Source organism: Amycolatopsis minnesotensis (assembly GCF_039529815.1).
In the GTDB taxonomy this organism is placed as follows: Bacteria; Actinomycetota; Actinomycetes; order Mycobacteriales; family Pseudonocardiaceae; genus Amycolatopsis; species Amycolatopsis minnesotensis.
On sequence record NZ_BAAANN010000009.1, the window covers coordinates 131100 to 153360 of the forward strand.

A 22261-nucleotide genomic window follows, 5' to 3' on the forward strand; every position below is an offset into this window, starting at 1 on the left:
ATTCATCTTAGACGGTGACCGCCGGGTAGGGAACCCGTCACTCACGACCAGGTATGGAACCCCTTGCCGGACTTGCGGCCCAGCTCGCCTTTTTCCACCTTTTCGCGCAGCAGCTCCGGCGGCGCGAACCGGTCGCCGAGCACCTCGGCCAGGTGCTCGGCGATCGCGAGCCGGACGTCGAGGCCGACGAGATCGGTGGTGCGCAGCGGTCCCATCGGGTGCCCGTAGCCCAGCTCCATCGCGTGGTCGATCGACTCGGCGTCCGCGACGCCCTCCTGCAGCATCCTGATCGCCTCCAGGCCGAGCGCCACGCCGAGCCTGCTGGTCGCGAACCCCGGCGAGTCGCGCACCACGACCGCGGTCTTGCCGAGTTCGCGCACCCAGCCGGTGACGCGGTCGAGCACGCCGGGTCCGGTGCCCGCGTGGGTCACCACCTCGACGAGCTTGGACGGCGGGACCGGGTTGAAGAAGTGCGTGCCGAGGAACCGCGTGGCGTCCGACAGCGCCGCGCCGAGTTCTCCGACGCTCAACGCGCTGGTGTTCGTGGCGAGGACCGTGCCCTCCCCCACGGCGCGTTCGGCCGCGGTCAGCACGGCGATCTTGAGCCGCACGTCCTCCGGCACGGCTTCGACGACGAGTGCCGCCGAGGAAGGCAGCGCGGCGATGTCGGTGACCGTCTCGACCCGTGCCAGCACGCTCTCGGGTGCATCCGTGAGCTTGCCCCGTTCCGCCGCGCGCTTCAGGCCGGTCTCGATGCGCGCCCGCGCCGCGCCGGCCGCGCTCGCGTCGCTCTCGACGACCACGACTCCCGCGCCCGCCGCGGCGAACGCCTGCGCGATGCCCGCGCCCATCCGGCCGCCACCGATGACACCGATCGTTCCGGCCTTCACAGTTTCCGCCACCGCAGAACTCCCGTCTTGACACCACGCGGGTCGCTACCTTTACATGACGACACACTATTAACCGTCCATTCGGTCAGTTGGCAAGGCGGTGGGCCATGACGCGCAATGCCGCGCATGCCATGTTCGAAGTCGACGAGGCGTCACGCGCGCTGGGAATCGAGCTGCTGGAAGCCGGGGACGGGTGCGCGATCGCGCGGTTGTCGGTCACCCGCACGATGGTCAACGGGCACGACATCGCGCACGGCGGCTACGTGTTCCTGCTCGCCGACACCACGTTCGCCTGCGCCTGCAACAGTCACGGTCCGGTGACGGTCGCCTCCGGTGCCGAGATCTCGTTCGTCGCGCCTGCGAAGCTCGGGGACGAACTCGTCGCGACCGCGGCGGAGCGGACGCGGTACGGGCGGAGCGGGATCTACGACGTGACGGTCCGCCGCGGCGACACCGTGATCGCCGAATTCCGGGGTCGCAGCAGGGTGATCGAGCGAGAACGGACCGAACGATGACGCAGGACGACGCCGAGCGGATCAGCCCGGACGAGCTGCACGCGCGCCAGCTCCACCGTCTGCAGTGGACACTGAAGCACGCCTACGACAACGTGCCGTGCTACACCAAGAAGTTCGACGAAGCCGGCGTGCACCCGGAGGACTGCCGCGAGCTGGCGGACCTGGCGAAGTTCCCGTTCACCACGAAGCAGGACCTGCGCGAGAACTACCCGTTCGGCATGTTCGCGGTGCCGAAGGAGAAGGTACGGCGGATCCACGCCTCCAGCGGCACCACCGGGAAGCCGACGGTGGTGGGGTACACAGAGGACGATCTCGACGTGTGGGCGACGGTGGTGGCGCGCTCGATCCGCGCGGCGGGCGGGAAACCGGGCGACACGATCCACGTCGCCTACGGCTACGGGCTGTTCACCGGCGGGCTCGGCGCGCACTACGGCGCGGAAAAACTGGGCTGCACGGTGGTTCCGGCCTCGGGCGGGATGACCTCGCGCCAGGTGCAGATCATCACCGACTTCCGCCCCGAGATCATCATGGTCACGCCGTCGTACCTGCTGACGCTGCTCGACGAGTTCGAGCGCCAGGGGCTCGACGCCCGGGAAAGCTCGCTGAAGGTCGGGATCTTCGGCGCCGAGCCGTGGACGGAGCTGATGCGCGCCGAGATCGAGGAGCGCGCCGGGCTCGACGCGGTCGACATCTACGGGCTGTCCGAGGTGATGGGGCCCGGCGTCGCGCAGGAGTGCGTGGAGTCCAAGGACGGCCTGCACGTCTGGGAGGACCACTTCCTGCCGGAGGTGATCGACCCGTTCACCGAGGAGGTGCTGCCCGGCGGCGAACGGGGCGAGCTGCTGTTCACCTCGCTCACCAAGCAGGCGATGCCGATCATCCGCTACCGCACGCGCGATCTGACGCGCCTGCTGCCGGGGACCGCGCGGCCCGCGTTCCGGCGGATGGAGAAGGTCACCGGGCGCACCGACGACATGATCATCCTGCGCGGGGTCAACGTGTTCCCGACCCAGATCGAGGAGGTCGTGCTGCGCACCGGAAACCTCGCGCCGCACTTCCAGCTCGTGCGCACCCGGCAGGGCCGCATGGACCACCTCACCGTGCACGTGGAGGCGCGCCACGACATCGCGCCGGAACACCGTGCGGCCGCGGCGGGGGAACTGGTCGCCGGGGTGAAGGAGGCCGTCGGCGTGACCGTCGGCGTCGAAGTGGTCGATCCCGGCACGCTCGAACGCTCCGTCGGCAAGATGCGCCGCGTGCTCGACCACCGGGGCGAGGGCCGATGACCGGCGATGCCAGGCCCGCGCGGCGCGGGCGGCCCGGCTACGACCTGGAATCCCTGCTGCGGGTGGCCGTCAAGCTGTTCAACGAACGCGGTTACGACGGCACGAGCATGGAGGACCTCTCCCGCAAGCTCGGCATCACGAAGTCCGCGATCTACCACCACGTGCGCAGCAAGGACGAGTTGCTGCGGCTCGCGGTGGACCGGGCGCTCGACGGGCTGTTCGAGGTCGCCGACGAGGCGGGGGCCGCGCCGGGCAGGGCGATCGACCGGCTGGAGCTGCTGGTGCGGGGCAGCATCGCGGTGCTGTCGGACCGGCTGCCGTTCGTCACGCTGCTGCTGCGGGTGCGCGGCAACACCAGGGTGGAGCGGGCCGCGCTCGCCAGGCGGCGCGAGTTCGACCGGATCGTGACGGATCTGGTCAAGCAGGCCGCCGCCGAAGGCGACGTGCGCGCGGACGTCGACCCCGCGGTGACGAGCAGGCTGCTGTTCGGCATGGTCAACTCGCTCATCGAGTGGTACCGCCCGCGCCGGGGCGACGGTGCCGAACTCGCCGACGCCGTCTGCAAGATCGCCTTCGACGGGCTGCGCCTGCCTACGAGCTGAGCGGTGGCCCGGCCTGCCGGCCCGACTGCCACAGCAGCGCTTCGTGCAGTTCGCGGATGAGGTGCTCGTCGTCGGCCTCGGAGGGCTCCGCGCCCAGTGGCAGCCAGGTTTCGCCGACCTGTGCCCCGCCGACGCGGCGGACGAGGAGGATGCCCGGATAGGCGAGCACCTCCCCGGCGCCGGCTCGCACGCACCGGCGTTCGAGGCGCACCGTGACCGAACGGCGCGTCCCAGTCGATTCCGTCGTCATGACGCCCCCACCGCCGCTCTCTGGAGGATCCGTCGCGGCGGGGATCCCGTTGGTTACCGGCCGGTTGTTCCGGTTGGGTAACGGACCTCAGCGCGCCGGGCGGCGGGCGAACGCGGCGGGCGTGGTGCCGGTCCAGCGCTTGAAGGCGTAGATGAAGCTCGACGCCTCCGCGTAGCCGAGCCGAACGGCGACGTCCTCGACCGAAAGCGCGCCGGTGGCGAGCATTTCCTCGGCGAGCGTCTGGCGCACTTCGTCGACGAGGCCGCGGTAGCTGGTGCCCGCCTCGGTCAGGCGGCGGCGCAGGGTTCGGGGGCTCATCGCGAGCCACCTGGCGACCTCGTCCATGCCGGAGTCGACACCGCCGACCCTGATCAGCCGTTCCCGCACCTCGTGGGCGATCCCGGACCGGCGGCGGCGCCGGGTGACCATCGCGCGGCACTGCGCCTCGCAGATCGCGACGGTGTGCTCGTTCGCCTGCGGCAGCGGGTGGGACAGGAAGCCTGCGTCGATGGTCGCCGCGCAGCTCGGCGCGGAAAACACCGGCACGATGCGGAAAACCTTGTGGTAGGAGTCCGTTGTGGACGGTGTGGCGTGCCGGAAGGTCAGCGCTCGCAGCTCCACCGCTGGCAGCAGGTCCCGCAGCACGGTCACGATCGCGGACAGGTCCCGCAGGACCAGGAAGCGCGCCACGTCGGCGGGCACCTTGTCGTCGTGCATCGTCAGCACGATCGCGTCGCCCTCGACGGAAACGCTCGGGATGCAGAAGGTGAAGCTGAGATCGAGGTAGCGCAGCGCGAAGGTCATCGCGTCGCGCAGGGTCGGGCTGCTGACGCAGGCGAAGCCGAAGATGCCGAACGTGGTGACCCGGTACCGGCAGCCGAGGTCGAGCGCGGTGCTGTCGGCACGCTCCCCGACCGCGCGCACGAGGTTGCGGACCACGGCGAGCTCCTGGCGCGCGTCGACCTGGAGCTCGGGATCGCGCAGCCGCGCCGCGTCCAGCGCGGTCCCGCGCAGCATCACGTTCTCGCCGAGGCCGCGTTCGGCGCCGAACCTGCTGATCAGCGCGATGCTCGCGGCGCTGCGCGGGAAGTCCCAGTCACGGACCGCGGGCGCGGCGAGCTCTGCCATGGCCGGAATTATCAATGTTCGACCGGGCGGTGGCCACTCGTGCTCAATTGCGGACGGAAAGTGGCCGTTTTGCCGCTTAAGCTGCGGTCATGACCAGTTCCGTGCTCAGCTCGCGCGCGCTCAACCGGGCCACGCTCGCCAGGCAGCTTCTCCTGCGGCGCTCGCCGATGTCCGCGGTGGCGGCGATCCACCACCTCGCCGGGTTGCAGGCGCAGGCGCCGTTCCCGCCGTACTACGCGCTTTGGGCGCGGCTGTCCGGATTCTCCCCAGCCGACCTCTCGAAGCTCATCCTCGACCGGTCGGTGGTCAGGACGGCGCTGCTGCGCGGCACGGTGCACCTGGTCACCGCGGCCGATTGCCTGGCGTGGCGGCCCGCGGTCCAGCCGCTGCTGGCGCAGTCTCTGCGCGGCGCCAACCAGCACGCGCCCGAACTCGCCGGGCTCGACCTCGACGACGTCGCGAAGACCGCGCGCGAGCTGCTCGCCGAGCGCACGCGCACTTCGGCCGAGCTGGGCAGGGCGCTCGCCGAACACTGGCCCGGCCGGGCGCCGTCGTCGCTGGTGTTCGCCGCGCGGAACCTGCTGCCGCTGATCCAGGTACCCCCGCGCGGCGTGTGGGGCAAGGCGGGTCAGCCCGCTTACCAGACCGCGGAGGACTGGCTCGGCGGCGAGCTGGGCGAGCCGGACCTCGAAGGGCTGGTGCTGCGCTACCTCGGCGCGTTCGGGCCGGCGTCGGTCGCGGACGTGCAGGTCTGGGCGGGAATCACCCGGCTAGGGGAAGTCGTCGACCGGCTGCGGCCGCGGCTGCGCGTGTTCCGCGACGAGCACGGCCGCGAGCTGGTCGACCTGCCGGACGCGCCGCGGCCCGATCCGGACACCCCGGCGCCGCCGCGGTTCCTCGGCGCCTACGACCAGCTCGTGCTGTCCTACGCCGACCGCACGCGCGTGCTCACCGACGAGCACCGCAAGCGGCTGATCACGAAGAACGCGGTCATCAACGGAACCGTGCTGGCCGGCGGCATGATCAGGGGGAGCTGGAAGACGGTCAAGGCGGGCAGGCGCGCGACGCTGGTGGTCACCCCGTTCGAGCGGCTGTCCAAACGCGACACGACGGCGCTGGCCTCGGCCGGGGCGCGGCTGCTGGAGTTCGCCGAGCCCGCGGCCGAGGACCACGACATCCGGTTCGAAGCGGATTAACGGATCACGTTGGCGGAAAGCTGGCTTTCGTTCGCCGCGGAGCACGCCTGCTGGGCGTCTTCGACGAACATGGCGGCGGTGTCGCCCGGCGCGTAGACGCGCAGGCCGCGGACGTCGGTCGGCTTGCACTCCGGCCCGTACATCTCGGTCCGCGCGATCTTGAGCGGGCTGGCCGCGCTCTTGCCGGGCGCGAGCGTCACCGGCTTGCCCTTGGCCTTCGGCTCGCGGACGGCGGGCTTGCCGACCTGGGCGCCGTTGGTGCCGGTCACGAACGACACGCCGGGCGAGCCCTGGAGCGTGCAGGTCCGGTTGCCGGTGTTGGTGAACTGCAGGTTCGGGAAGGAGCTGCCCGCCCCCGCGCCGTCACCCGCGGTCAGGGAGACCTTCAGCTCGCCTGCCTTGCAGGTGCCGGGGGCACTGGGCCCGTCCTGGGCGTCGCCGCCCTGCGGCTCCCCCTGCGCCGGCGGCGGTGAGCTGGGCGCCGGGCTGGATGCCGGCGCCGAGCTGCTGGCCGGGGCGGAGGTGGAGGATTGCGCGGTCGGCGCCGCTGCCTGCTGCGGGGCAGATCCGGAGTTGCCGCCGCACGCGGACAGGAGTCCACCGACGCCGATCGCCGCGGCGATCACCAAGGTCACGGTGCTGGTCCTGCTCGTCATCGTCTCGCTCTCCTTCGTCCCTGACGGGAAGTCCCTCCTCGGGGGTTCCCTCCTGTCGAGCCCTTTACCCGTAAGACGTGTGTGAACCACGTCGGTTGGCGACTTGCGATCCTTTTGTGATCCTCGGCAAAAGTTGACAACCATGCGAGTCGGCTGGCCGGAAGTCTCGATTCCGTGACCGCGGTGAGCCTTCACTCCTGGCAGAACGCGTCGTAGCGTCACCGCATGGATACAACGGGGTCTCCCTCGGTCGTGATCGTCGGCAGCGGGTTCGGTGGCATCGGCGCCGCGATCGAGCTGAAACGCGCCGGTTTCGACGACTTCGTGATCCTGGAGCGGGCGGCCGAGGTCGGCGGGGTGTGGCGCGAGAACACCTACCCCGGCGCGGCGTGCGACATCCCGTCACCGCTGTACTCGTTCTCCTACGAGCAGAACCCGCACTGGCCGAAGCGGTACTCGCGGCAGCCGGACATCCACGCCTATCTCCAGCGCGTCGCGCGGAAGTACGGGCTCACCCCGCACCTGCGGTTCGGGGTGACCGTCACCGGCGCGACCTTCGACGAGCGGACCGCGCGCTGGCGTGTCCACACCGACGGCGGCGACTACGAGGCCCGCGTGTTCGTCCCGGCGGTCGGGCAGCTCTCGCGTCCGATGTGGCCGGACATCCCCGGCCGGGAAACGTTCGCGGGGCGCGCTTTCCACTCCGCGCGGTGGGACCACGGCTGCGATCTCACCGGCAAGCGCGTCGCGGTGATCGGGACGGGCGCGAGCGCGATCCAGTTCGTGCCCGAGATCCAGCCCAAGGCCGGGCACCTCACCGTTTTCCAGCGCACGCCGCCCTACATCATGGCGAAGCACGACACCCGCTACCGGCCGTGGCAGCACCGGCTGTTCCGCGCGCTGCCGCCGTCGCAGGGGTTCGGGCGGCTGCGGATCTTCCTGCTCGCCGAGTACGCCACCTACGCGCTGACCGGGAAACCGTGGCTGGCCAAGGGGTTCGAGCTGCGGGCCGCGCAGCTCCGCCGCCGCTACGTGAAGGATCGCGCGCTGCGGGCGAAGGTCAAGCCCGGCTATCAGATGGGCTGCAAGCGGATCCTGTTCACCAACGACTACCTCCCCGCGCTGGCGAAGCCGAACGTCACCGTGGAGACCGGGAGGATCGCCGAGATCACCCCGCGCGGGGTGCGGACGGCCGACGGCACCGAGCACGAGGCCGACGTGCTCGTCTACGGCACCGGGTTCGCCGCCACCGACTTCCTCGGCGAGCTGGACGTGCGCGGGCTCGGCGGGCGCGGGCTCGCCGACGACTGGGCGAAGGGCGCGCACGCCTACCTCGGCATGGCGGTGCCGGGGTTCCCGAACCTGTTCTGCGTGTACGGCCCGAACACGAACCTCGGCGCCGGGTCCATCGTGTACATGATCGAGCGGCAGGCGCGGTACCTGCGCCAGGCCGTCGAGGCACTGTCCAAACCGGATGTGTCCTATTTGGATGTCCATCCCGGAGTGGAGCGGCGCTTCGACGAGGAGATGCGGCGGCGGCTCAAGCGCAGTGTGTGGACGACGTGTTCGAGCTGGTATCGCCAGGACGACGGCAGGGTCACCACGAACTGGCCCGGCCTGGTCAGCGAGTACCACCGGCGGACGCGGAAGCTCGACCTCGGCGACTACCGGGTGGCCGGAGCGAAGCTGGCGAGCGAATCGAGGCAATCGCATGAGCGGCAGTGACATCGACTACGACGTGCTGGTGATCGGCTCGGGGTTCGGCGGCAGCGTCACCGCGCTGCGGCTGACCGAGAAGGGGTACCGCGTCGGCGTGCTGGAGGCGGGGCGGCGCTTCGCCGACGCCGAGTTCGCGAAGACGTCGTGGCGGGTGCGGAAGTACCTGTGGGCGCCGAAGCTCGGCTGTTTCGGGATCCAGCGGCTGACCCTGCTGAAGAACACCTTCGTAATGAGCGGGACCGGGGTGGGCGGCGACTCGCTCGTCTACGCGAACACGCTCTACGAACCGCCGGAGGGCTTCTACCGCGATCCGCAGTGGGCGCACATCACGGACTGGCGCGAGGAGCTGGCCCCGCACTACGACCAGGCGAAGCGGATGCTGGGCGTCACCGAGAACCCGCTGACCACCGAGGCCGACGAGGTGCTCAAGGAGGTCGCGGACGAGATGGGGATCGGGCACACCTACCGGCGCACCCCGGTCGGCGTGCTCTTCGGCGAGCCCGGCGCGCGGGTCCCCGATCCGTTCTTCGGTGGCGCGGGCCCGGAGCGGCGCGCCTGCCGCCACTGCGGGCAGTGCATGACCGGGTGCCGTCACGGCGCGAAGAACACGCTGGTGAAGAACTACCTGTACCTGGCGGAGCGCGCGGGCGCGGTGGTGCACCCGCTGACCACGGTGACCTCGGTGCGCCCAGTGCCTTCCGGCGGCGAGGGCTACCGGGTGGAGACCGAGCGGACGGGCCGGTGGTTCGGGCGCCGCGGGCGCACGTTCACCGCGGACCAGGTGGTGTTCGCCGCGGCTTCGCTCGGCACGCAGCGGCTGTTGCACCGGCAGAAGGACAGTGGCGCGCTCCCCCGCGTCTCGCCGCGGCTGGGGATGCTGGCGAGGACCAATTCCGAGGCCGTGCTCGCGGTGAAGTCGAAGCGGAACGACACCGATTTCACCCGTGGCGTCGCGATCACGTCGTCGATTCACCCGGACGCGGTCACGCACGTCGAACCGGTGCGCTACGGCAAGGGCAGCAATCTGCTGGGCATGCTCGCGACGGTCCTCGTCGACGCCGAGCCCGGCCGGAAGCGCTGGGTGCTCGGGCTGCGCGAGCTGGTGCGCGAGCGGCGGCACCTGGTGCGGATACTGAGTGTGCGGCGCTTCTCCGAGCGCATGATCGGGCTGCTGGTGATGCAGACGCTGGACAACTCGGTGACCACCTACACGCGGCGCGGGCTCTTCGGCAGGCGGATGACCACGAAGCAGGGCGTCGGCGCGCCGTCGCCGGAGTGGATCCCGGCCGGGCACGAGGTGGCGCGCCGGGTGGCGGCGAAGATCGACGGCATTCCGCAGGGGGCCTGGCCGGATCTGGCGAACATCCCGCTCACCGGTCACTTCATCGGCGGGTGCGCGATCGGCGACGGGCCGGATACCGGGGTGCTCGACCCGTACCAGCGCCTCTACGGCCATCCTGGGCTGCACGTGGTGGACGGTTCGGCGATCTCGGCGAACCTCGGGGTGAACCCGTCGCTGACGATCACCGCGCAGGCGGAGCGCGCGATGTCGTTCTGGCCGAACAAGGGCGATGCCGACGAACGGCCGCCGCTCGGCGCCGGGTACCGCCGTCTGCGCCCTGTCGCGCCGAAGAACCCCGTAGTGCCCGCGGCCGCGCCCGGCGCGCTGCGGTTGCCGATCACCCCCGTGTGAGGGATGGCCCGTGCGAAGGGCCGGGGGGTGTTCCGCACGGCACGTCCGCACGGGCAGAATGCCACTCGGACTTCATCGAGAGGGCGGACGAGGAAACGTGACACAGGTCGTGCAGTCGGTTCAGCAGAAGATCGCCGAAGAACTCGGCGTGGGCGAAGGGCAGGTCAAAGCCGCCGTCGACCTGCTCGACGGCGGCTCGACGGTGCCGTTCATCGCGCGGTACCGCAAGGAAGTCACCGGCATGCTCGACGACGCGCAGCTGCGCACGCTCGAAGAGCGGCTGCGCTACCTGCGCGAACTCGACGAGCGGCGGGCCGCGGTGCTGGAGTCGATCCGGAGCCAGGGCAAGCTCGACGAGGCGCTCGAAGCGCAGATCGTGGCCGCCGAGACCAAGTCGCGGCTGGAGGACATCTACCTCCCCTACAAGCCGAAGCGCCGCACGAAGGCCCAGATCGCGCGCGAGGCGGGTCTCGAGCCGCTGGCCGACGGCCTGCTGAACGACCCGTCGACCGACCCGCAGGCCGCGGCCGCGGTGTTCGTCGACGCGGACAAGGGTGTCGCCGACGCGCAGGCCGCGCTCGACGGGGCGCGGTCGATCCTGGTGGAGCGCTTCGGCGAGGACGCGGACCTGATCGGCGAGCTGCGCGAGAAGATGTGGGGCCAGGGCCATCTCGGCTCGAAGGTCCGCAAGGGCAAGGAAGAAGAAGGCGCTAAGTTCTCCGACTACTTCGACTTCTCCGAGCCGTTCACGAAGATGCCCTCGCACCGGATCCTCGCGATGTTCCGCGGCGAGAAGGAAGAGGTCCTGGACCTCACCGTGGAGCCGGAGGAGCCCTCGGACGAGCCGAAGGCCGGGCCGACCGACTACGAGCGCCGCATCGCGCAGCGCTTCGGCATCTCCAACGAAGGCCGGGCCGCGGACAAGTGGCTCAACGACACGGTTCGCTGGGCGTGGCGCACCAAGATCCTGCTGCACCTCGGGATCGATCTGCGGCTGCGGTTGCGCCAGTCCGCCGAGGACGAGGCCGTGCGCGTGTTCGCGTCGAACCTGCGCGACCTGCTGCTCGCCGCGCCCGCGGGCACCCGTGCAACGATGGGGCTCGACCCGGGTTTCCGGACCGGGGTGAAGGTGGCCGTGGTGGACGCGACCGGCAAGGTCGTCGCGACCCACGTGATCTACCCGCACCAGCCCGCGAACAAGTGGGACAACTCGATCGCCGAGCTGGCCGTGCTGTGCGCGAAGCACAACGTGGACCTGGTCTCGATCGGCAACGGCACCGCGTCGCGCGAGACGGACAAGCTGACCGCCGAGCTGATCAAGAGGCACCCGGAGCTGAAGCTCACGAAGGCCGTCGTGTCCGAGGCGGGCGCTTCGGTGTACTCGGCGTCGGCGTTCGCGTCGCAGGAGCTGCCCGGTATGGACGTGTCGCTGCGGGGCGCGGTCTCGATCGCGCGCCGCCTGCAGGACCCGCTGGCCGAGCTGGTGAAGATCGACCCGAAGTCGATCGGGGTCGGGCAGTACCAGCACGACCTGTCGGAAAGCTCGCTGTCGCGTTCGCTCGACGCCGTGGTCGAAGACTGCGTGAACGCCGTCGGGGTGGATGTGAACACCGCGTCGGCGCCGCTGCTGACCCGCGTTTCCGGGATCACCACCGGGCTCGCGGAGAACATCGTCGGTCACCGGGACGAAAACGGCCCGTTCCGCTCGCGGGAGCAGCTCAAGGGTGTCGCGCGGCTGGGCCCGAAGGCGTTCGAGCAGTGCGCGGGCTTCCTCCGGATCCCCGGCGGCGAAGACCCGCTGGACACCTCCGCGGTGCACCCGGAGTCGTACCCGGTGGTGCGGCGCATCCTGTCCGCGACGGGCAAGGAGCTGCCGGCCCTGATCGGGGACACCCGCACGCTGAAGTCGTTGCAGGCCAAGCAGTTCGTCGATGAGACGTTCGGGCTGCCGACCGTCACCGACATCCTCGCCGAGTTGGAGAAGCCCGGCCGCGACCCGCGCCCCGCGTTCAAGACGGCGACCTTCGCCGAGGGCGTCGACAAGATCTCGGACCTCAAGCCGGGGATGCGCCTGGAGGGTGTCGTCACGAACGTGGCGGCCTTCGGCGCGTTCATCGACGTCGGCGTGCACCAGGACGGCCTCGCGCACGTTTCCGCGCTGTCGAAGAACTTCGTGAAGGACCCCCGCGAGGTCGTGAAGCCGGGCGATATCGTGAAGGTGAAGGTCCTCGAGGTCGACATCCCGCGCAAGCGGATCTCGCTGACCCTGCGCCTGGACGACGAACCGGGCTCCGGCTCCGGACGCTCCTCCTCCGGCGGCCCTGGCGGCTCGGGCGGGGGCCGTCAGGGCGGCGGCCCGCGCCAGCAAGGCGGCGGTGGCGGTGGGCCGCGTCAGGGCCAGGGGCGCGGCGGGCAGCAGCGCGGCGGTGGCGGTGGCCGGGGTGGCAACTCCGGCGGTTCCGGCGGCGGCGCTCTCGCCGATGCTCTACGGCGAGCGGGCTACGGAAAGAACTGACCCCTCTTCTCCCACCACAATTCCTGATAACGTGGGCCTTATCGGGGGAAGCTCGTTGTCCCTGAAGGACGCCTTCGGGGCATCTAACGCCGCGAATGCGCCCTTCGCTCGGGTATCTTCGTTGGCGTTCATGCCCTGAAGGTGCCCTTCCGGGCATCTGCGTCCCTGAAGGGCGCCTTCGGGGCATTCGGCGTTCCTGTGGTTGATTCGCCGTGTTCGGTTGCGGTTCAAAGAAGGCTTTGGACTGCAAGAGCCGTGGGGGACCTGAGCAACCCGGCTTCCCGTTGCGATGACTAGAGTGCCGCCACGACAACGCCGATACCGGTCGCCGCGTTCGATCGCGGCTCAAAGAAAGCTTTGAACTGCAAGAGCCGTGGGGGACCTGAGCAACCCGGCTTCCCGTTGCGATCACCAGAGTGCCGCCACGACAACGCCGATACCGGTCGCCGCGTTCGATCGCGGCTCAAAGAAAGCTTTGGACTGCAGGAGCGGGGAGACCTGAGCAACCCGGCTTCCCGTTGCGATCACCAGAGTGCCGCCACGACAACGCCGATACCGGTCGCCGCGTTCGATCGCGGCTCAAAGAAGACTTTGGACTGCAGGAGCGGGGAGACCTGAGCAACCCGGCTTCCCGTTGCGATCTCCTTATCGTGAAAAAGATTCCTTGTTTATGCATCCACTTTGGACATGGATTGCAATTCACCTGGATAGACCATCGAACCCTCGTTCGATCGCGGTAGAATGGAGTCGTGTCCGAGACTCCTTCCCTTGTACCGCAGCGGGAGCTGTGGCAACTCACCGCGCGTGAGAAAGCCGCCGCGCTGCGGGAAGAGTTGATGTCCTTGTGGCAGCAGGAATCCCGGGTCTACCGAATCATCGCCGACCTCGACAACGGCGGCTCCCGCGAACTGGGATACCCCTCGACAACTGCCTTGGTGGCCGAGATCGCGCGAACCTCGTCGGCGGCGGTGCGGAAGATGGTGGCGCGGGCGATCGCGCTCAACCCCAGTCACGGTGTCGGTGGCGTGGAGATTCCCGCCGCCGCACCGTTGACTGGGCAGGCGGCGGCGGAGGGTGCGATCTCGCCACAGCACACGGACGCGATCGTGGCGGCACTGCGGTCCATCCCGGCGACGGTGTCGGTGGAAGAGCGGGAGAGGACCGAGAAGACTCTGGTCGACCTCGCCCGCAACGCCGGTATGCCGGAGCTTGCCCAAGGATGCCAACGGCTCCGGGACATCCTCGACCCCGATGGCGCCGAACCCCGTGACACTCCTGAACCGGCACGGTCGATGCGGTGGCACACCCGCAAAGACGGCTCCGTCAAATTCGACGGCTACCTCGACCCCGTTTCCGGGGCGAAGACCCTTGCCTTGCTGGAACCGCTCGCTGCGGCTCGTAAGGACGATCCGAGCGACAATCCGCTGGTACGCGGGCAGGCCGAGCGCAACGGGGACGCGTTCATGGAAATGGTCACCCTCGCCGCCAGCCACCCCGACTCCCCCAACCGCAGCGGCACCCGCGCGGACCTCATCGTCACCATCACCCTGAACGACCTGAAAAAGGAACTGGGCAAGGCGTGCCTGGACATGGTCACCGACATCACCGCCAGCGAAGCCCGCATCCTCGCCTGCGACTGCAAAATCATCCCCGCCATCCTCGACGGTGCGGGACAGCCCCTGGAAATGGGACGAGCCAAACGCCTGGTCACCGAAGCGATCCGATACATGCTCGCCATCCGCGATCGCGGATGCGCCTTCCCCGGATGCACCCGCAAACCGAGACACTGCGAAGCACACCACGTGTTGCCGTGGCACGCCGGTGGCAAGACGGACCTGGGTAATCTCGTGCTGTTGTGCGGTTACCACCATCGCCTGTTGCACAACAGCGACTGGACACTCCGCATGGTCAACGGCCTCCCGGAGTTCACCCCACCAGCATTCCTCGACCCCTGGCGAAAACCCAGAACCAACACCATCCACACCGCCCAACCCCGCGCCGCCTAACCGCCGACGCCGCTCGAGGTGGCTCGCTCCACTGTGTCCTCAATGGACACTTAGCCGCAGCCATGCGACCGCTACCCTCCGTGCCTCACATAGCCGAGGTATCGACCCACACCAGTTCGACATCACCGCCGGCGCCGAGGATCTGACAGGCTCTTTCGGCGGAGTTGAACCGTCCGCTCAGTCGGGCATCGACAGACTGAGCGATGGCGTGGCCTCGAAACCCAGGTCCCACGCGAGAAGTTCGCAGTCCGTGCCGTACTCGTCTTCGGTGAAACCGCGCAACGCGAACCGGCGCGGCAGGTTTTGCCGTATCCAGGTCCGCAGCACCGCGCCGACCTGTTCCCGGTGAGATGGACTCCAAGTTCGAGAAGGGGAACCCATGAACACCAGGCACGCTACCGCGCGGATGCGCAGCCTGGCCTCCGCACTCAAGAGCTGCGCGCGGGAGCGGCGCGATCGGCTGCTGTCGCTCTCCCGCGAGCAACATATGCCCGGCTGGGAAAACCACCGGCACGCCGCTCCCCCAGCAACTCCCCGCCCTGATCCGCTTCGAGTCAGAGGTGACTCGCCTGTGCACGCCTCCATGCTGATCATCCCGGGACTTCTCCAAACCGCCGAATACCGCCGAGGAGTACTGTCCTCAGCCGGAGTCACCGGCGGTGAGCGAGAAACGACGGTTGCGACTCGGCTGGGTCGGCAAGCAGTTCTCTCGAAACCTCGCCCTCCGGCTTTACCTAGCGCTCCTTGATGAAGCCACGCTGCGGCGCCCCGTGGGCGACCGGCCTGTGATGGCCGCTCAACTTCGCCGGCTCGTCGAACAGTGCAGGGCGAAACCTCAGGTCGATGTCCGCGTGATTCCGTTTGAAGCTGGCCCGCACACCGGGCTCGATGGCACCTACGTGCTGATGGAGTTCGCGAAGGCGCGCTCGATCGCATACCTGGAGCACAAGCGTTCCTCGCTCTTCCTCGACGCTTCAGAAGAGGTCGAACCGTTTCAGCGGGCTACGGCAAAGGATGAAACAAGATGGATCTTGGTGGCGCTCAGTGGCGCAAGTCCAGCTACAGCGGCACACAGGGCAACTGTGTCGAGGTAGTGCGAAAGCGGGCGATCGTCGGTATCCGTGACACCGAGGATCGGACTGGAGGGGCGTCCTGGTCTCCCCCGCTTCCTGGGGTGCCTTCCTCACCGCCCAGCGGTAGCTACGGGCAGGTCATCACGGGGGTCATGGTGGACAGCCTCGGGGTTGGCACGACCGAGCGTTTCGGGGCGGCGCCGACGACCTGGTTGCGGCCGTTGTGCTTGGCGCGGTAGACGAACTGGTCGGCGGCGCGCAGGCAGGCCCTGACTTCGGTGCCGTGCTCCGGGTACATCGCCGCGCCGATGGACGCGGACAGGCCGGTGACGATCACCGGGTTGCCGTCACCGTCCTCGGTGGCCACTTCCAGTTCGGTGACGCGCTGGCGGAGCCGCTCGGCGATCCGCATCGTGCCCGCGTGGTCGGTGGCGGGCAGCAGCACGGCGAACTCCTCGCCGCCGAAGCGGCCCGGCACGTCGAACCGGCGCAGGTCCGTGCGCAGCAGCTCGCCGACGGCGGCGAGCACGTCGTCTCCCGCGTAGTGGCCGTAGGTGTCGTTGACCTTCTTGAAGAAGTCCAGGTCCACCATCAGCACCCCGGCCTGCGCGCTGTCCCGTGCGGCGGCGCGCAGCGCGTCGTCGGCCTGCGCCTGCCAGGACGCGGCGTTCGCGATGCCGGTTTTCGCGTCGGTCTCGGCTGCTTTCTGCAACTGCCTCGTCAGCGCCGCGCGGTGCATCACGACCACGGGCAGCAGCACGAACGGGATCAGCGCGGGCGCGCTCGCCACGATCAGCCCGACCACCACGCCGAGCGCCAGCATGCTCAGTTCGAGCGTCGCTTCGTGCAGCCGCAGGAAATAGCCGACGAGCGTCTGCTGCCCGCGCAGGTGCAGGCCGATCGCGACGAGCACACCGTTGACGGCGAAGTAGGTGCCCACCGCGACGGCGGCGAGCACAGCGGTGTGCGGGGTCACCCCGACCGTGGACGGCGCCGCCCAGGTGAACCCGGCGAGCACGACGTGGCTCACCGCGAGTGTCCACGCGTGCATGCCGATGTTGTAGACCACGCGGTTCGGCAGCATGTAGTCGCTCGTGCCGCGCCAGGCGCGGAAGTACAGGTGGCCGTAGATGATCGGCACCAGCGCAAGGCACAGCGACAACGGCAGCGTGATGGCCGCGGCCATGATCCACACCGAGGTCATCGAAACGACGCCGTAGCTGCCGTAGCGGCGGCGAGCGCGTTCGACCTGGCGCGACAGCTCTCCTTGCAGCACAGCGAAACCGGCGAGCGCGCCGAAGCGGGTCCACTCGGTAGCGGTCGGCTGCCCCGCGAAGAAACCCAGTACCAGCAACATCAAAGCCGATGCGGGGAGCGCGACGAGCAGGGCGCGGAGCAGGCCGTGTGCGTCACGGAACGTCAAGGCGATCGGCCGAGGATGAGCGTCCACTGTGCCTTCTCCCTACTGGTATCGACTTTTTCCCGCTATAGTCGGATTTTCAAGTTGTTCGATGGCAAGGTGTTCACCGGTCATGTTCCCGAGAGGAGTCGCCGTGGACGGGCAGGAGTGACGACCCCAGCCGCTCGGCCCGGCGCCACGAGATCCCGACGGCCACGGCGCACGCCATACCCGCCGCCGCCAGCACGGAGATCGCGGCCGCCGGGCCGAGCCGGGTACTGGCCAGCCAGCCGCCCGCCGCGGCGCCGACGCCCTGCGTCGTCATGAGCACCGCGTTGAACGCGCTCATCACGTGCCCCCGCACGCGCTCCTCCGCGTGCAGCGTGGCGAGGTTCGTCGAAATCACCACCGTCGCGGTGAGCGCGACCCCGGTCAGCGCGAACAGCGCCACGCTCACCCACAGCCCCGGCAGCGCGAGGCACACCAGCAACGGCAGCCCGGTGACGAAGACCAGTGGCCCGAGCGCCGCGGAATCCCGGTCCCGCAGCCATCCCGCGGCGTAGGCACCCAGCACCGCGCCGACGGCGGGCGCGGCGAGCAGCAGCCCGGTGGCACCGGCGCCGCCGCCGATGGCCCGCGCGTAGGGCGCCGCGACCGCCTCGGACGCCACGTAGCACCCGACGAGCGCCTGCACCCCGATGAGCGCGCGGAGCCTGCGGTCGCCCAGCACGATCGTGATCCCGTTGAGCGGGCTGCGCTTGGCGGCGCCGCCCTCCACCGGGCGCTTGCGCAGCGACAGCAGCAGCGCCGAGGACGCGATGAAGGTCGCCGCGTCGATCAGCAGCGCGACGCTCGGCGAGGTCAGCCCCACCACCGAACCGCCTGCCGCGAACCCGAGCACCTGGCCCGCCTGCAGCGTGACCGTCCGCAGCGAGCTGCCCATCTTGAACAGCGCGGGGTCGGTGAGCACCGCGCGCAGCGTCGCCATCTGCGCGCCGCGGAACACCGGGTGCAGCAGGCTGATCACCACCACCGGCGCGATCACCGCGCCGACCGGCGAACCGGGGATGGCCATCAGCGCGGCCATCGCGGCACGCACCAGGTCGACGGTGATCATCACGCCGCGCCGGTCGAACCGGTCGGCGAGCCAGCCCAGGGTCAGCCCGCCGATCATCGTCGGCAGGTAGGTCGCGGCGAAGGCGAGGCCGGTGAGCAGGGCCGACCCGGTGCGGTCGTAGACGAGCAGGGACAGCGCCACCCGCGCGAACTGGTCACCGACGATGGACAGCAGATCGGCCGCCCACAGCGCCCGGAACTCGCGGTCGGCCAGGGCGAGGCGAAAGCTCGCCCGCACGTACGGATCCCCCTCGGCCACGACGCTCCTCCCCCTGGATTGCGCACCGCCTCACACCACCATAAGTGATGACACGAGCACGATGGGCGCCGTTGGCAAATCTTTGCCTAATTGAGCGGAAAGCAAGAACGGGTGCACCCGAACGGCCCAACACCTTCGGTGGAGGAAAAACAACATCATCACGCTGACCGCAGGTTCTCCACCGAATCGGCCGCCCGCCGCGGGTTCCGGGCGCCGCGGCCCATTCTGTCACGGCGCCGTGCGGAATTTCGCCAACGGTGAAACGGTATTGCTCTAGGCTTCGCGCATGACTTCGCGCACCACCGGGGGAACATCCGACAAGGCCGAAAGAGCCGCACTGAGCAACGCGGGGAAAGCACTCCGCGCCGGTGACGCGGCCCCGGCGCGCGCCCTGCTCGCCGGCACGAGGAGCCAGCCCGATCGGCGCGAGCACCAGGTCGGCGAACTGGGCAAGGCGGGGGCGGAACAGCTCGAAAGCCTCGGCGGCCTGCTCGAAGAGCACCCCGGCGATCCCGATCTGCTCCTGCTCCTCGGCGCCGCGCTCGCCGCCGCCGCCGGGAAGGCGCGCGGGTCGGCGGTCGCCAGTGCGCTGAGCGGCAACCAGGTTCGCGACATGTTCTCGCTCGGACAGGAAGCGCGACAGCACCTGCACGCCGCGACCGAAGCCGCTCCCGAGGACCCGGTGCCGTGGAGCGTCCTGATGCGCCTCGCGCAGTTCGCACCCGGCCACGACGGCGAGTGGCGCGAAGCGTTCGCCGAAGTCACGAAGCGCGCGCCGCTGCTGTACCGGGCGAACGTGACCGCGCTGGCCTGCCTGACCCGCAAGTGGCACGGCAGCGAGGCCGAGCAGGTCGCCTTCGCCAGGGAGCGCGCGGCGGCCGTGCCGGACGGGCACCCGGTGCTCGCGCTGGTGCCGCTGTCGCACATCGAAAGCTACGTGGACGGTCTCATGCGCGGGAACGCCGTCGTCCGGATCGGGCGCGTGCTCACCCAGCGCCGCCTCAAGAAGCGCAGGGCCAAGGCCGAGGTGAACGCGGCAAGCGAGCGGCTGCTGAACAGCCCGCTGCCGCATCCGTCGGCGCCGGACGCGCACCAGACGTTCGCCGTCTACTACCACCGCGTCCGCGACACCGAGCGGCTCCGAGCCCACCTCGAACGCTCGGGGACGAAGGTGGCCGAGTTCCCCGCCGGCTACTTCGGCGACCACGTGAAGCTGTTCGCCGAAGCCCGCGCGGCCGCCGGGCTCGCCCCGAAGTCCTGATCGGGAATTGCTCGCGATATCTGTCAAGTGATATTCGCGAACTCTGCCCGAACGGACAAATGTGTTCAACAAAAGCCCCACCAGGGCCGTGCGCCTTCGTGCGATCGTGCGCTGAGCAGGAACAATGTCGTTCCATTGCTAGATCACCCGTTCAGGTGAACCGAGTCACATTGGCGCATACTTTGTGTGTTCATCGAACATCTTTACCCGGGAATGGAAAATAATTCACGGCAGTGCAGTCGAGGGCATCCGGAGGGGATGGGGCATGAACATCAACGGCACGACGATCCGGCGGGGTGCTGTCGCGGTGATCGCGGGCGCGGCGGCGCTCGGTGCGCTGACCGCCTGCGGTGAGAGCCAGCAGGGCCAGGCCGCCGCTCCGGGCAACGTGACCCAGGCGGGATCCGTCGTGTCCACGGAGCCCTCGAAGTCCAGTGCGCCGCCGACCTCGGCGCACCCCGCCCCGGCCGCCTCATCCGCCGAGCGCGCCCCTGGCGGTGCCGACAAGGGCAAGCCGCCCGCGAACGGCGGTACGGCGGAGTGCACGAAGATGAAGGTGTCGACGCAGGCACTGCCGCCCGCCACCGGGCAGGAGCACATCGCGCTGGTGTTCACCAACCAGGGCAGCGCGCCGTGCACCGTCCGCGGCTTCCCCGGCGTCCGGCTGGACGGCACCAACGGCCAGTCCTGGGACCTCGTGCGCACCGGCGACGAGATCCTCCCGGTCGAGGTGGCGCCGGGCCAGCACGTCACGGCCAACCTGTCCTACCTCGACAGCTACGAGGCCGATCGGTGGCCGGTCGCCCGCATGGCCGTCACGCCGCCGCACACGACCGACACGCAGACCGTCCCGTGGCCGAGCGACCGGGCCCTCGTCCTGCAGGACGGCGCCACCCACCCCGGGACCTTCATCGCCCCGATCCGCAAGTGACCTACGGGTTCATCGCGTAGGCGCCCGAGAGCGCTTCGACCTGCCGCCACACCCGGTCGAAGCGCTCGGCGCCCGCCACCGGCTTCCGGATCGACGCCAGCGCCAGCCGCTGCTGGACCTCGGTGGAGCTCGACTTCCCGTTCAGCTCCACCGCGGCGGCGCTGAAGTCCTGCACGAGCACCGCGAAGATCTGGTCGACCAGATCCTCCGAAATCCCGGTGAGCCCGGCCTGTTCGAGCACGAGCTGCCCGTAGACGACGAGCGTGAACAGCTCCGTCAGCGCGAGCCCGAAGTCGAGGTCCGCCTGCTGGTCTTTGTCAGGAGTGGCCTCGGTGAGCAGTTTCACCAGCATCTCGGCCTGCTCGGTGAACCGCGCGACGTTCGCGATCCCGGCGGCGTTCTTGTACGCGACGCGCCAGTCGTGGAAGCGCACCTTCGACAGCCCGCGAGCGGGGCCCTGCCGGAACAGGAACTCGTCGTCGGCGGCGTCGGCACGGGTCGGCACCGGCTCGTAGGGCTGCGGGTCGAACAGGTAGGCGGGCATGAACTTGGCGATCAGCGCCAGGTTCACCGCGACCGTGCCTTCGAGCTTCGGCAGCCCGTCGATGTCGTTCTTCGCCATCGCCAGGTAGGTGTCGGCCTCGAAACCCTTGGCCGCCACCACATCCGCGACGAGCCCGATCACCTTCTGCGCCTCGGTGGTCACCTTCATCTTGGTGATCGGGTTGAACAGCAGGTAGCGGCGGTCCTCCGGCCCGGCGGAGCGGAAGTAGTCCACCGCGCGGTCGGAGAACAGCTTCATCGCCGCCAGCCGCGCGTACGCGTCGACGAACTCCCTTCGCACGTGCGGGAAATCGGTCACCGGGTTGCCGTAGAGAACGCGGTTGCGGGCGTGCGTGATCGCCTCGTACAGCGAATGCGTCGCCATCCCGATGCCGCCGAAGCACAGGTTGAACTTGCCGATGTTGACGGTGTTGAGCGCGGCCGAGAACGCGTCCGCGCCGGTGTGCAGGATGTCCTCGGCGCGCACCGGGTAGTCCTCGAGGCGGAACTCCGCGACGTACATCTGCGACGGCACCACGTTCTTCACCACGTGGTAGTTCGGGTGGTTCGCGTCCGCGTAGAAGAAGACGTACCGGACTTGCCCGTCGTCACCGGCAGCGTCCTCCACCCGGCCGAACACCGAAACCGTGGTGGCGCAGTTGCCGTTGCCGATGTAGTACTTCGACCCGGTGGCGCGATATCCGCCGTCGCCGTCCGGGGTGAGCACCATGTCCGACGAGTAGATGTCCGCGCCATGGTCCTTTTCGGACAGTCCGAACGCGCCGACACCACCATCGGCCAGCGCCTTCGCCGCACGAGCACGCGCCGCCGCGTTCTCGCTCTGCCACACCGGGCCGAGCCCGAGAATGGTCACCTGCCACGGGTACCAGTAGTTCAGCCCGTAGAAGCCGAGGATCTCCGACAGCGCCGCGACCCGAGCGGTGTCCCAGCGCTTGTCCGGATGCCCGTCGCCGTCACGCGCGGGCGTGAGGAACGTGGCGAACAGCCCCTCGGCGGCGGCGAAGTCCAGGAACTCCTGGTAGAAGACCCGGCGGTGGTAGTCGTCGGCGAGCTTGGCCTTGCCGCGCGCCTCGAACCAGTCGATCGTGGCGCGCAGGAGGCGCTCGGTCTCGGCGTCGAACCCTCCCGAGTAGTGGTGCGGGTTCAGCAGCTGGGCCGCGTCGTCAGCCATGTCCGGGTCTCCTCGAAGCAGGTGTACTCAC

The 22261-nt window shown here is 69.5% G+C and carries 19 protein-coding genes and 1 pseudogene; 12 read left to right on the forward strand and 8 right to left on the reverse strand.

The window, feature by feature from the left end; translation table 11 throughout:
• Positions 1 to 41: 41 nt before the first annotated feature.
• Positions 42 to 902, reverse strand: a complete 861-nt coding sequence (locus tag ABD256_RS13365; protein WP_344417390.1) for a 3-hydroxyacyl-CoA dehydrogenase family protein — start codon at positions 900 to 902, stop codon at positions 42 to 44.
• Between the two features lie 119 nt (positions 903 to 1021).
• Here ABD256_RS13365 and paaI point away from each other — a divergent pair, with 119 nt between their 5' ends.
• The 3 genes from paaI to ABD256_RS13380 are packed head-to-tail and all read left to right on the forward strand — an operon-like array spanning position 1022 to position 3293.
• Positions 1022 to 1405 (forward strand): hydroxyphenylacetyl-CoA thioesterase PaaI, encoded by a 384-nt coding sequence (paaI, locus tag ABD256_RS13370; protein WP_425546448.1) that lies wholly within the window; start codon positions 1022 to 1024, stop codon positions 1403 to 1405.
• Complete coding sequence (paaK, locus tag ABD256_RS13375) at positions 1402 to 2691, forward strand: phenylacetate--CoA ligase PaaK (protein ID WP_344417394.1); 1290 nt, start codon at positions 1402 to 1404, stop codon at positions 2689 to 2691. The genes paaI and paaK overlap by 4 nt, the downstream gene beginning before the upstream one ends.
• The gene (locus ABD256_RS13380) at positions 2688 to 3293 is read left to right on the forward strand and encodes a TetR/AcrR family transcriptional regulator (RefSeq protein ID WP_344417396.1); all 606 of its coding nucleotides are present in this window, start codon (positions 2688 to 2690) and stop codon (positions 3291 to 3293) included. The genes paaK and ABD256_RS13380 overlap by 4 nt, the downstream gene beginning before the upstream one ends.
• Here the strand turns inward: ABD256_RS13380 and ABD256_RS13385 are convergent.
• A complete protein-coding gene (locus ABD256_RS13385) occupies positions 3283 to 3543 on the reverse strand; it encodes a hypothetical protein (RefSeq protein WP_344417398.1) in 261 nt (86 codons plus the stop codon). The two genes, ABD256_RS13380 and ABD256_RS13385, sit on opposite strands and share 11 nt — an antisense overlap.
• Positions 3544 to 3630: 87 nt before the next feature.
• Positions 3631 to 4671 (reverse strand): AraC family transcriptional regulator, encoded by a 1041-nt coding sequence (locus ABD256_RS13390; RefSeq protein WP_344417400.1) that lies wholly within the window; start codon positions 4669 to 4671, stop codon positions 3631 to 3633.
• 89 nt (positions 4672 to 4760) lie between these two features.
• On the opposite strand from ABD256_RS13390, the gene ABD256_RS13395 reads away from it, so the two are divergent.
• Positions 4761 to 5867, forward strand: a complete 1107-nt coding sequence (locus ABD256_RS13395) for a winged helix DNA-binding domain-containing protein (protein WP_344417402.1) — start codon at positions 4761 to 4763, stop codon at positions 5865 to 5867.
• Here ABD256_RS13395 and ABD256_RS13400 read toward each other — a convergent pair.
• Positions 5864 to 6523, reverse strand: coding sequence for a DUF4232 domain-containing protein (locus ABD256_RS13400; RefSeq protein WP_344417404.1), 660 nt, complete (start codon positions 6521 to 6523; stop codon positions 5864 to 5866). The two genes, ABD256_RS13395 and ABD256_RS13400, sit on opposite strands and share 4 nt — an antisense overlap.
• Before the next feature lie 225 nt (positions 6524 to 6748).
• Between ABD256_RS13400 and ABD256_RS13405 the strand changes: the two genes are divergently transcribed.
• From ABD256_RS13405 to ABD256_RS13420, 4 genes are all read left to right on the forward strand, one after another.
• Complete coding sequence (locus ABD256_RS13405; RefSeq protein WP_344417406.1) at positions 6749 to 8248, forward strand: flavin-containing monooxygenase; 1500 nt, start codon at positions 6749 to 6751, stop codon at positions 8246 to 8248.
• Positions 8235 to 9935 (forward strand): FAD-dependent oxidoreductase, encoded by a 1701-nt coding sequence (locus ABD256_RS13410; RefSeq protein ID WP_344417408.1) that lies wholly within the window; start codon positions 8235 to 8237, stop codon positions 9933 to 9935. The genes ABD256_RS13405 and ABD256_RS13410 overlap by 14 nt, the downstream gene beginning before the upstream one ends.
• A 97-nt stretch (positions 9936 to 10032) precedes the next feature.
• Positions 10033 to 12450 (forward strand): Tex family protein, encoded by a 2418-nt coding sequence (locus ABD256_RS13415; RefSeq protein WP_344417409.1) that lies wholly within the window; start codon positions 10033 to 10035, stop codon positions 12448 to 12450.
• Positions 12451 to 13199: 749 nt separating this feature from the next.
• A complete protein-coding gene (locus ABD256_RS13420) occupies positions 13200 to 14456 on the forward strand; it encodes an HNH endonuclease signature motif containing protein (protein WP_344417411.1) in 1257 nt (418 codons plus the stop codon).
• Positions 14457 to 14633: 177 nt separating this feature from the next.
• On the opposite strand, the gene ABD256_RS13425 is transcribed toward ABD256_RS13420, so the two are convergent.
• The gene (locus ABD256_RS13425) at positions 14634 to 14783 is read right to left on the reverse strand and encodes a hypothetical protein (protein WP_344417413.1); all 150 of its coding nucleotides are present in this window, start codon (positions 14781 to 14783) and stop codon (positions 14634 to 14636) included.
• 256 nt (positions 14784 to 15039) lie between these two features.
• Between ABD256_RS13425 and ABD256_RS13430 the strand changes: the two are divergent.
• Both ABD256_RS13430 and ABD256_RS13435 read left to right on the forward strand, forming a co-directional pair.
• A pseudogene (locus ABD256_RS13430) lies at positions 15040 to 15550 on the forward strand (DUF5753 domain-containing protein).
• A complete protein-coding gene (locus tag ABD256_RS13435) occupies positions 15481 to 15768 on the forward strand; it encodes a DUF397 domain-containing protein (RefSeq protein ID WP_344417415.1) in 288 nt (95 codons plus the stop codon). The pseudogene ABD256_RS13430 and the gene ABD256_RS13435 overlap by 70 nt, the downstream one beginning before the upstream one ends.
• Here ABD256_RS13435 and ABD256_RS13440 read toward each other — a convergent pair.
• Positions 15657 to 16979 carry a GGDEF domain-containing protein gene (locus ABD256_RS13440; protein WP_344417417.1) on the reverse strand — a complete coding sequence of 441 codons (1323 nt, stop codon included), beginning with the start codon at positions 16977 to 16979 and terminating at the stop codon, positions 15657 to 15659. The two genes, ABD256_RS13435 and ABD256_RS13440, sit on opposite strands and share 112 nt — an antisense overlap.
• Positions 16980 to 17052: 73 nt before the next feature.
• Positions 17053 to 18303, reverse strand: coding sequence for an MFS transporter (locus tag ABD256_RS13445; protein ID WP_344417419.1), 1251 nt, complete (start codon positions 18301 to 18303; stop codon positions 17053 to 17055).
• A gap of 286 nt (positions 18304 to 18589) precedes the next feature.
• On the opposite strand from ABD256_RS13445, the gene ABD256_RS13450 reads away from it, so the two are divergent.
• Positions 18590 to 19564, forward strand: a complete 975-nt coding sequence (locus tag ABD256_RS13450) for a hypothetical protein (protein WP_344417421.1) — start codon at positions 18590 to 18592, stop codon at positions 19562 to 19564.
• A gap of 265 nt (positions 19565 to 19829) precedes the next feature.
• Entirely contained in the window at positions 19830 to 20495 is a 666-nt protein-coding gene (locus tag ABD256_RS13455) for a DUF4232 domain-containing protein (RefSeq protein WP_344417423.1), read from the forward strand.
• Between the two features lies 1 nt (position 20496).
• Here the strand turns inward: ABD256_RS13455 and ABD256_RS13460 are convergent, their stop codons facing one another.
• The gene (locus tag ABD256_RS13460) at positions 20497 to 22230 is read right to left on the reverse strand and encodes an acyl-CoA dehydrogenase family protein (RefSeq protein WP_344417425.1); all 1734 of its coding nucleotides are present in this window, start codon (positions 22228 to 22230) and stop codon (positions 20497 to 20499) included.
• Positions 22231 to 22261: the final 31 nt, after the last annotated feature.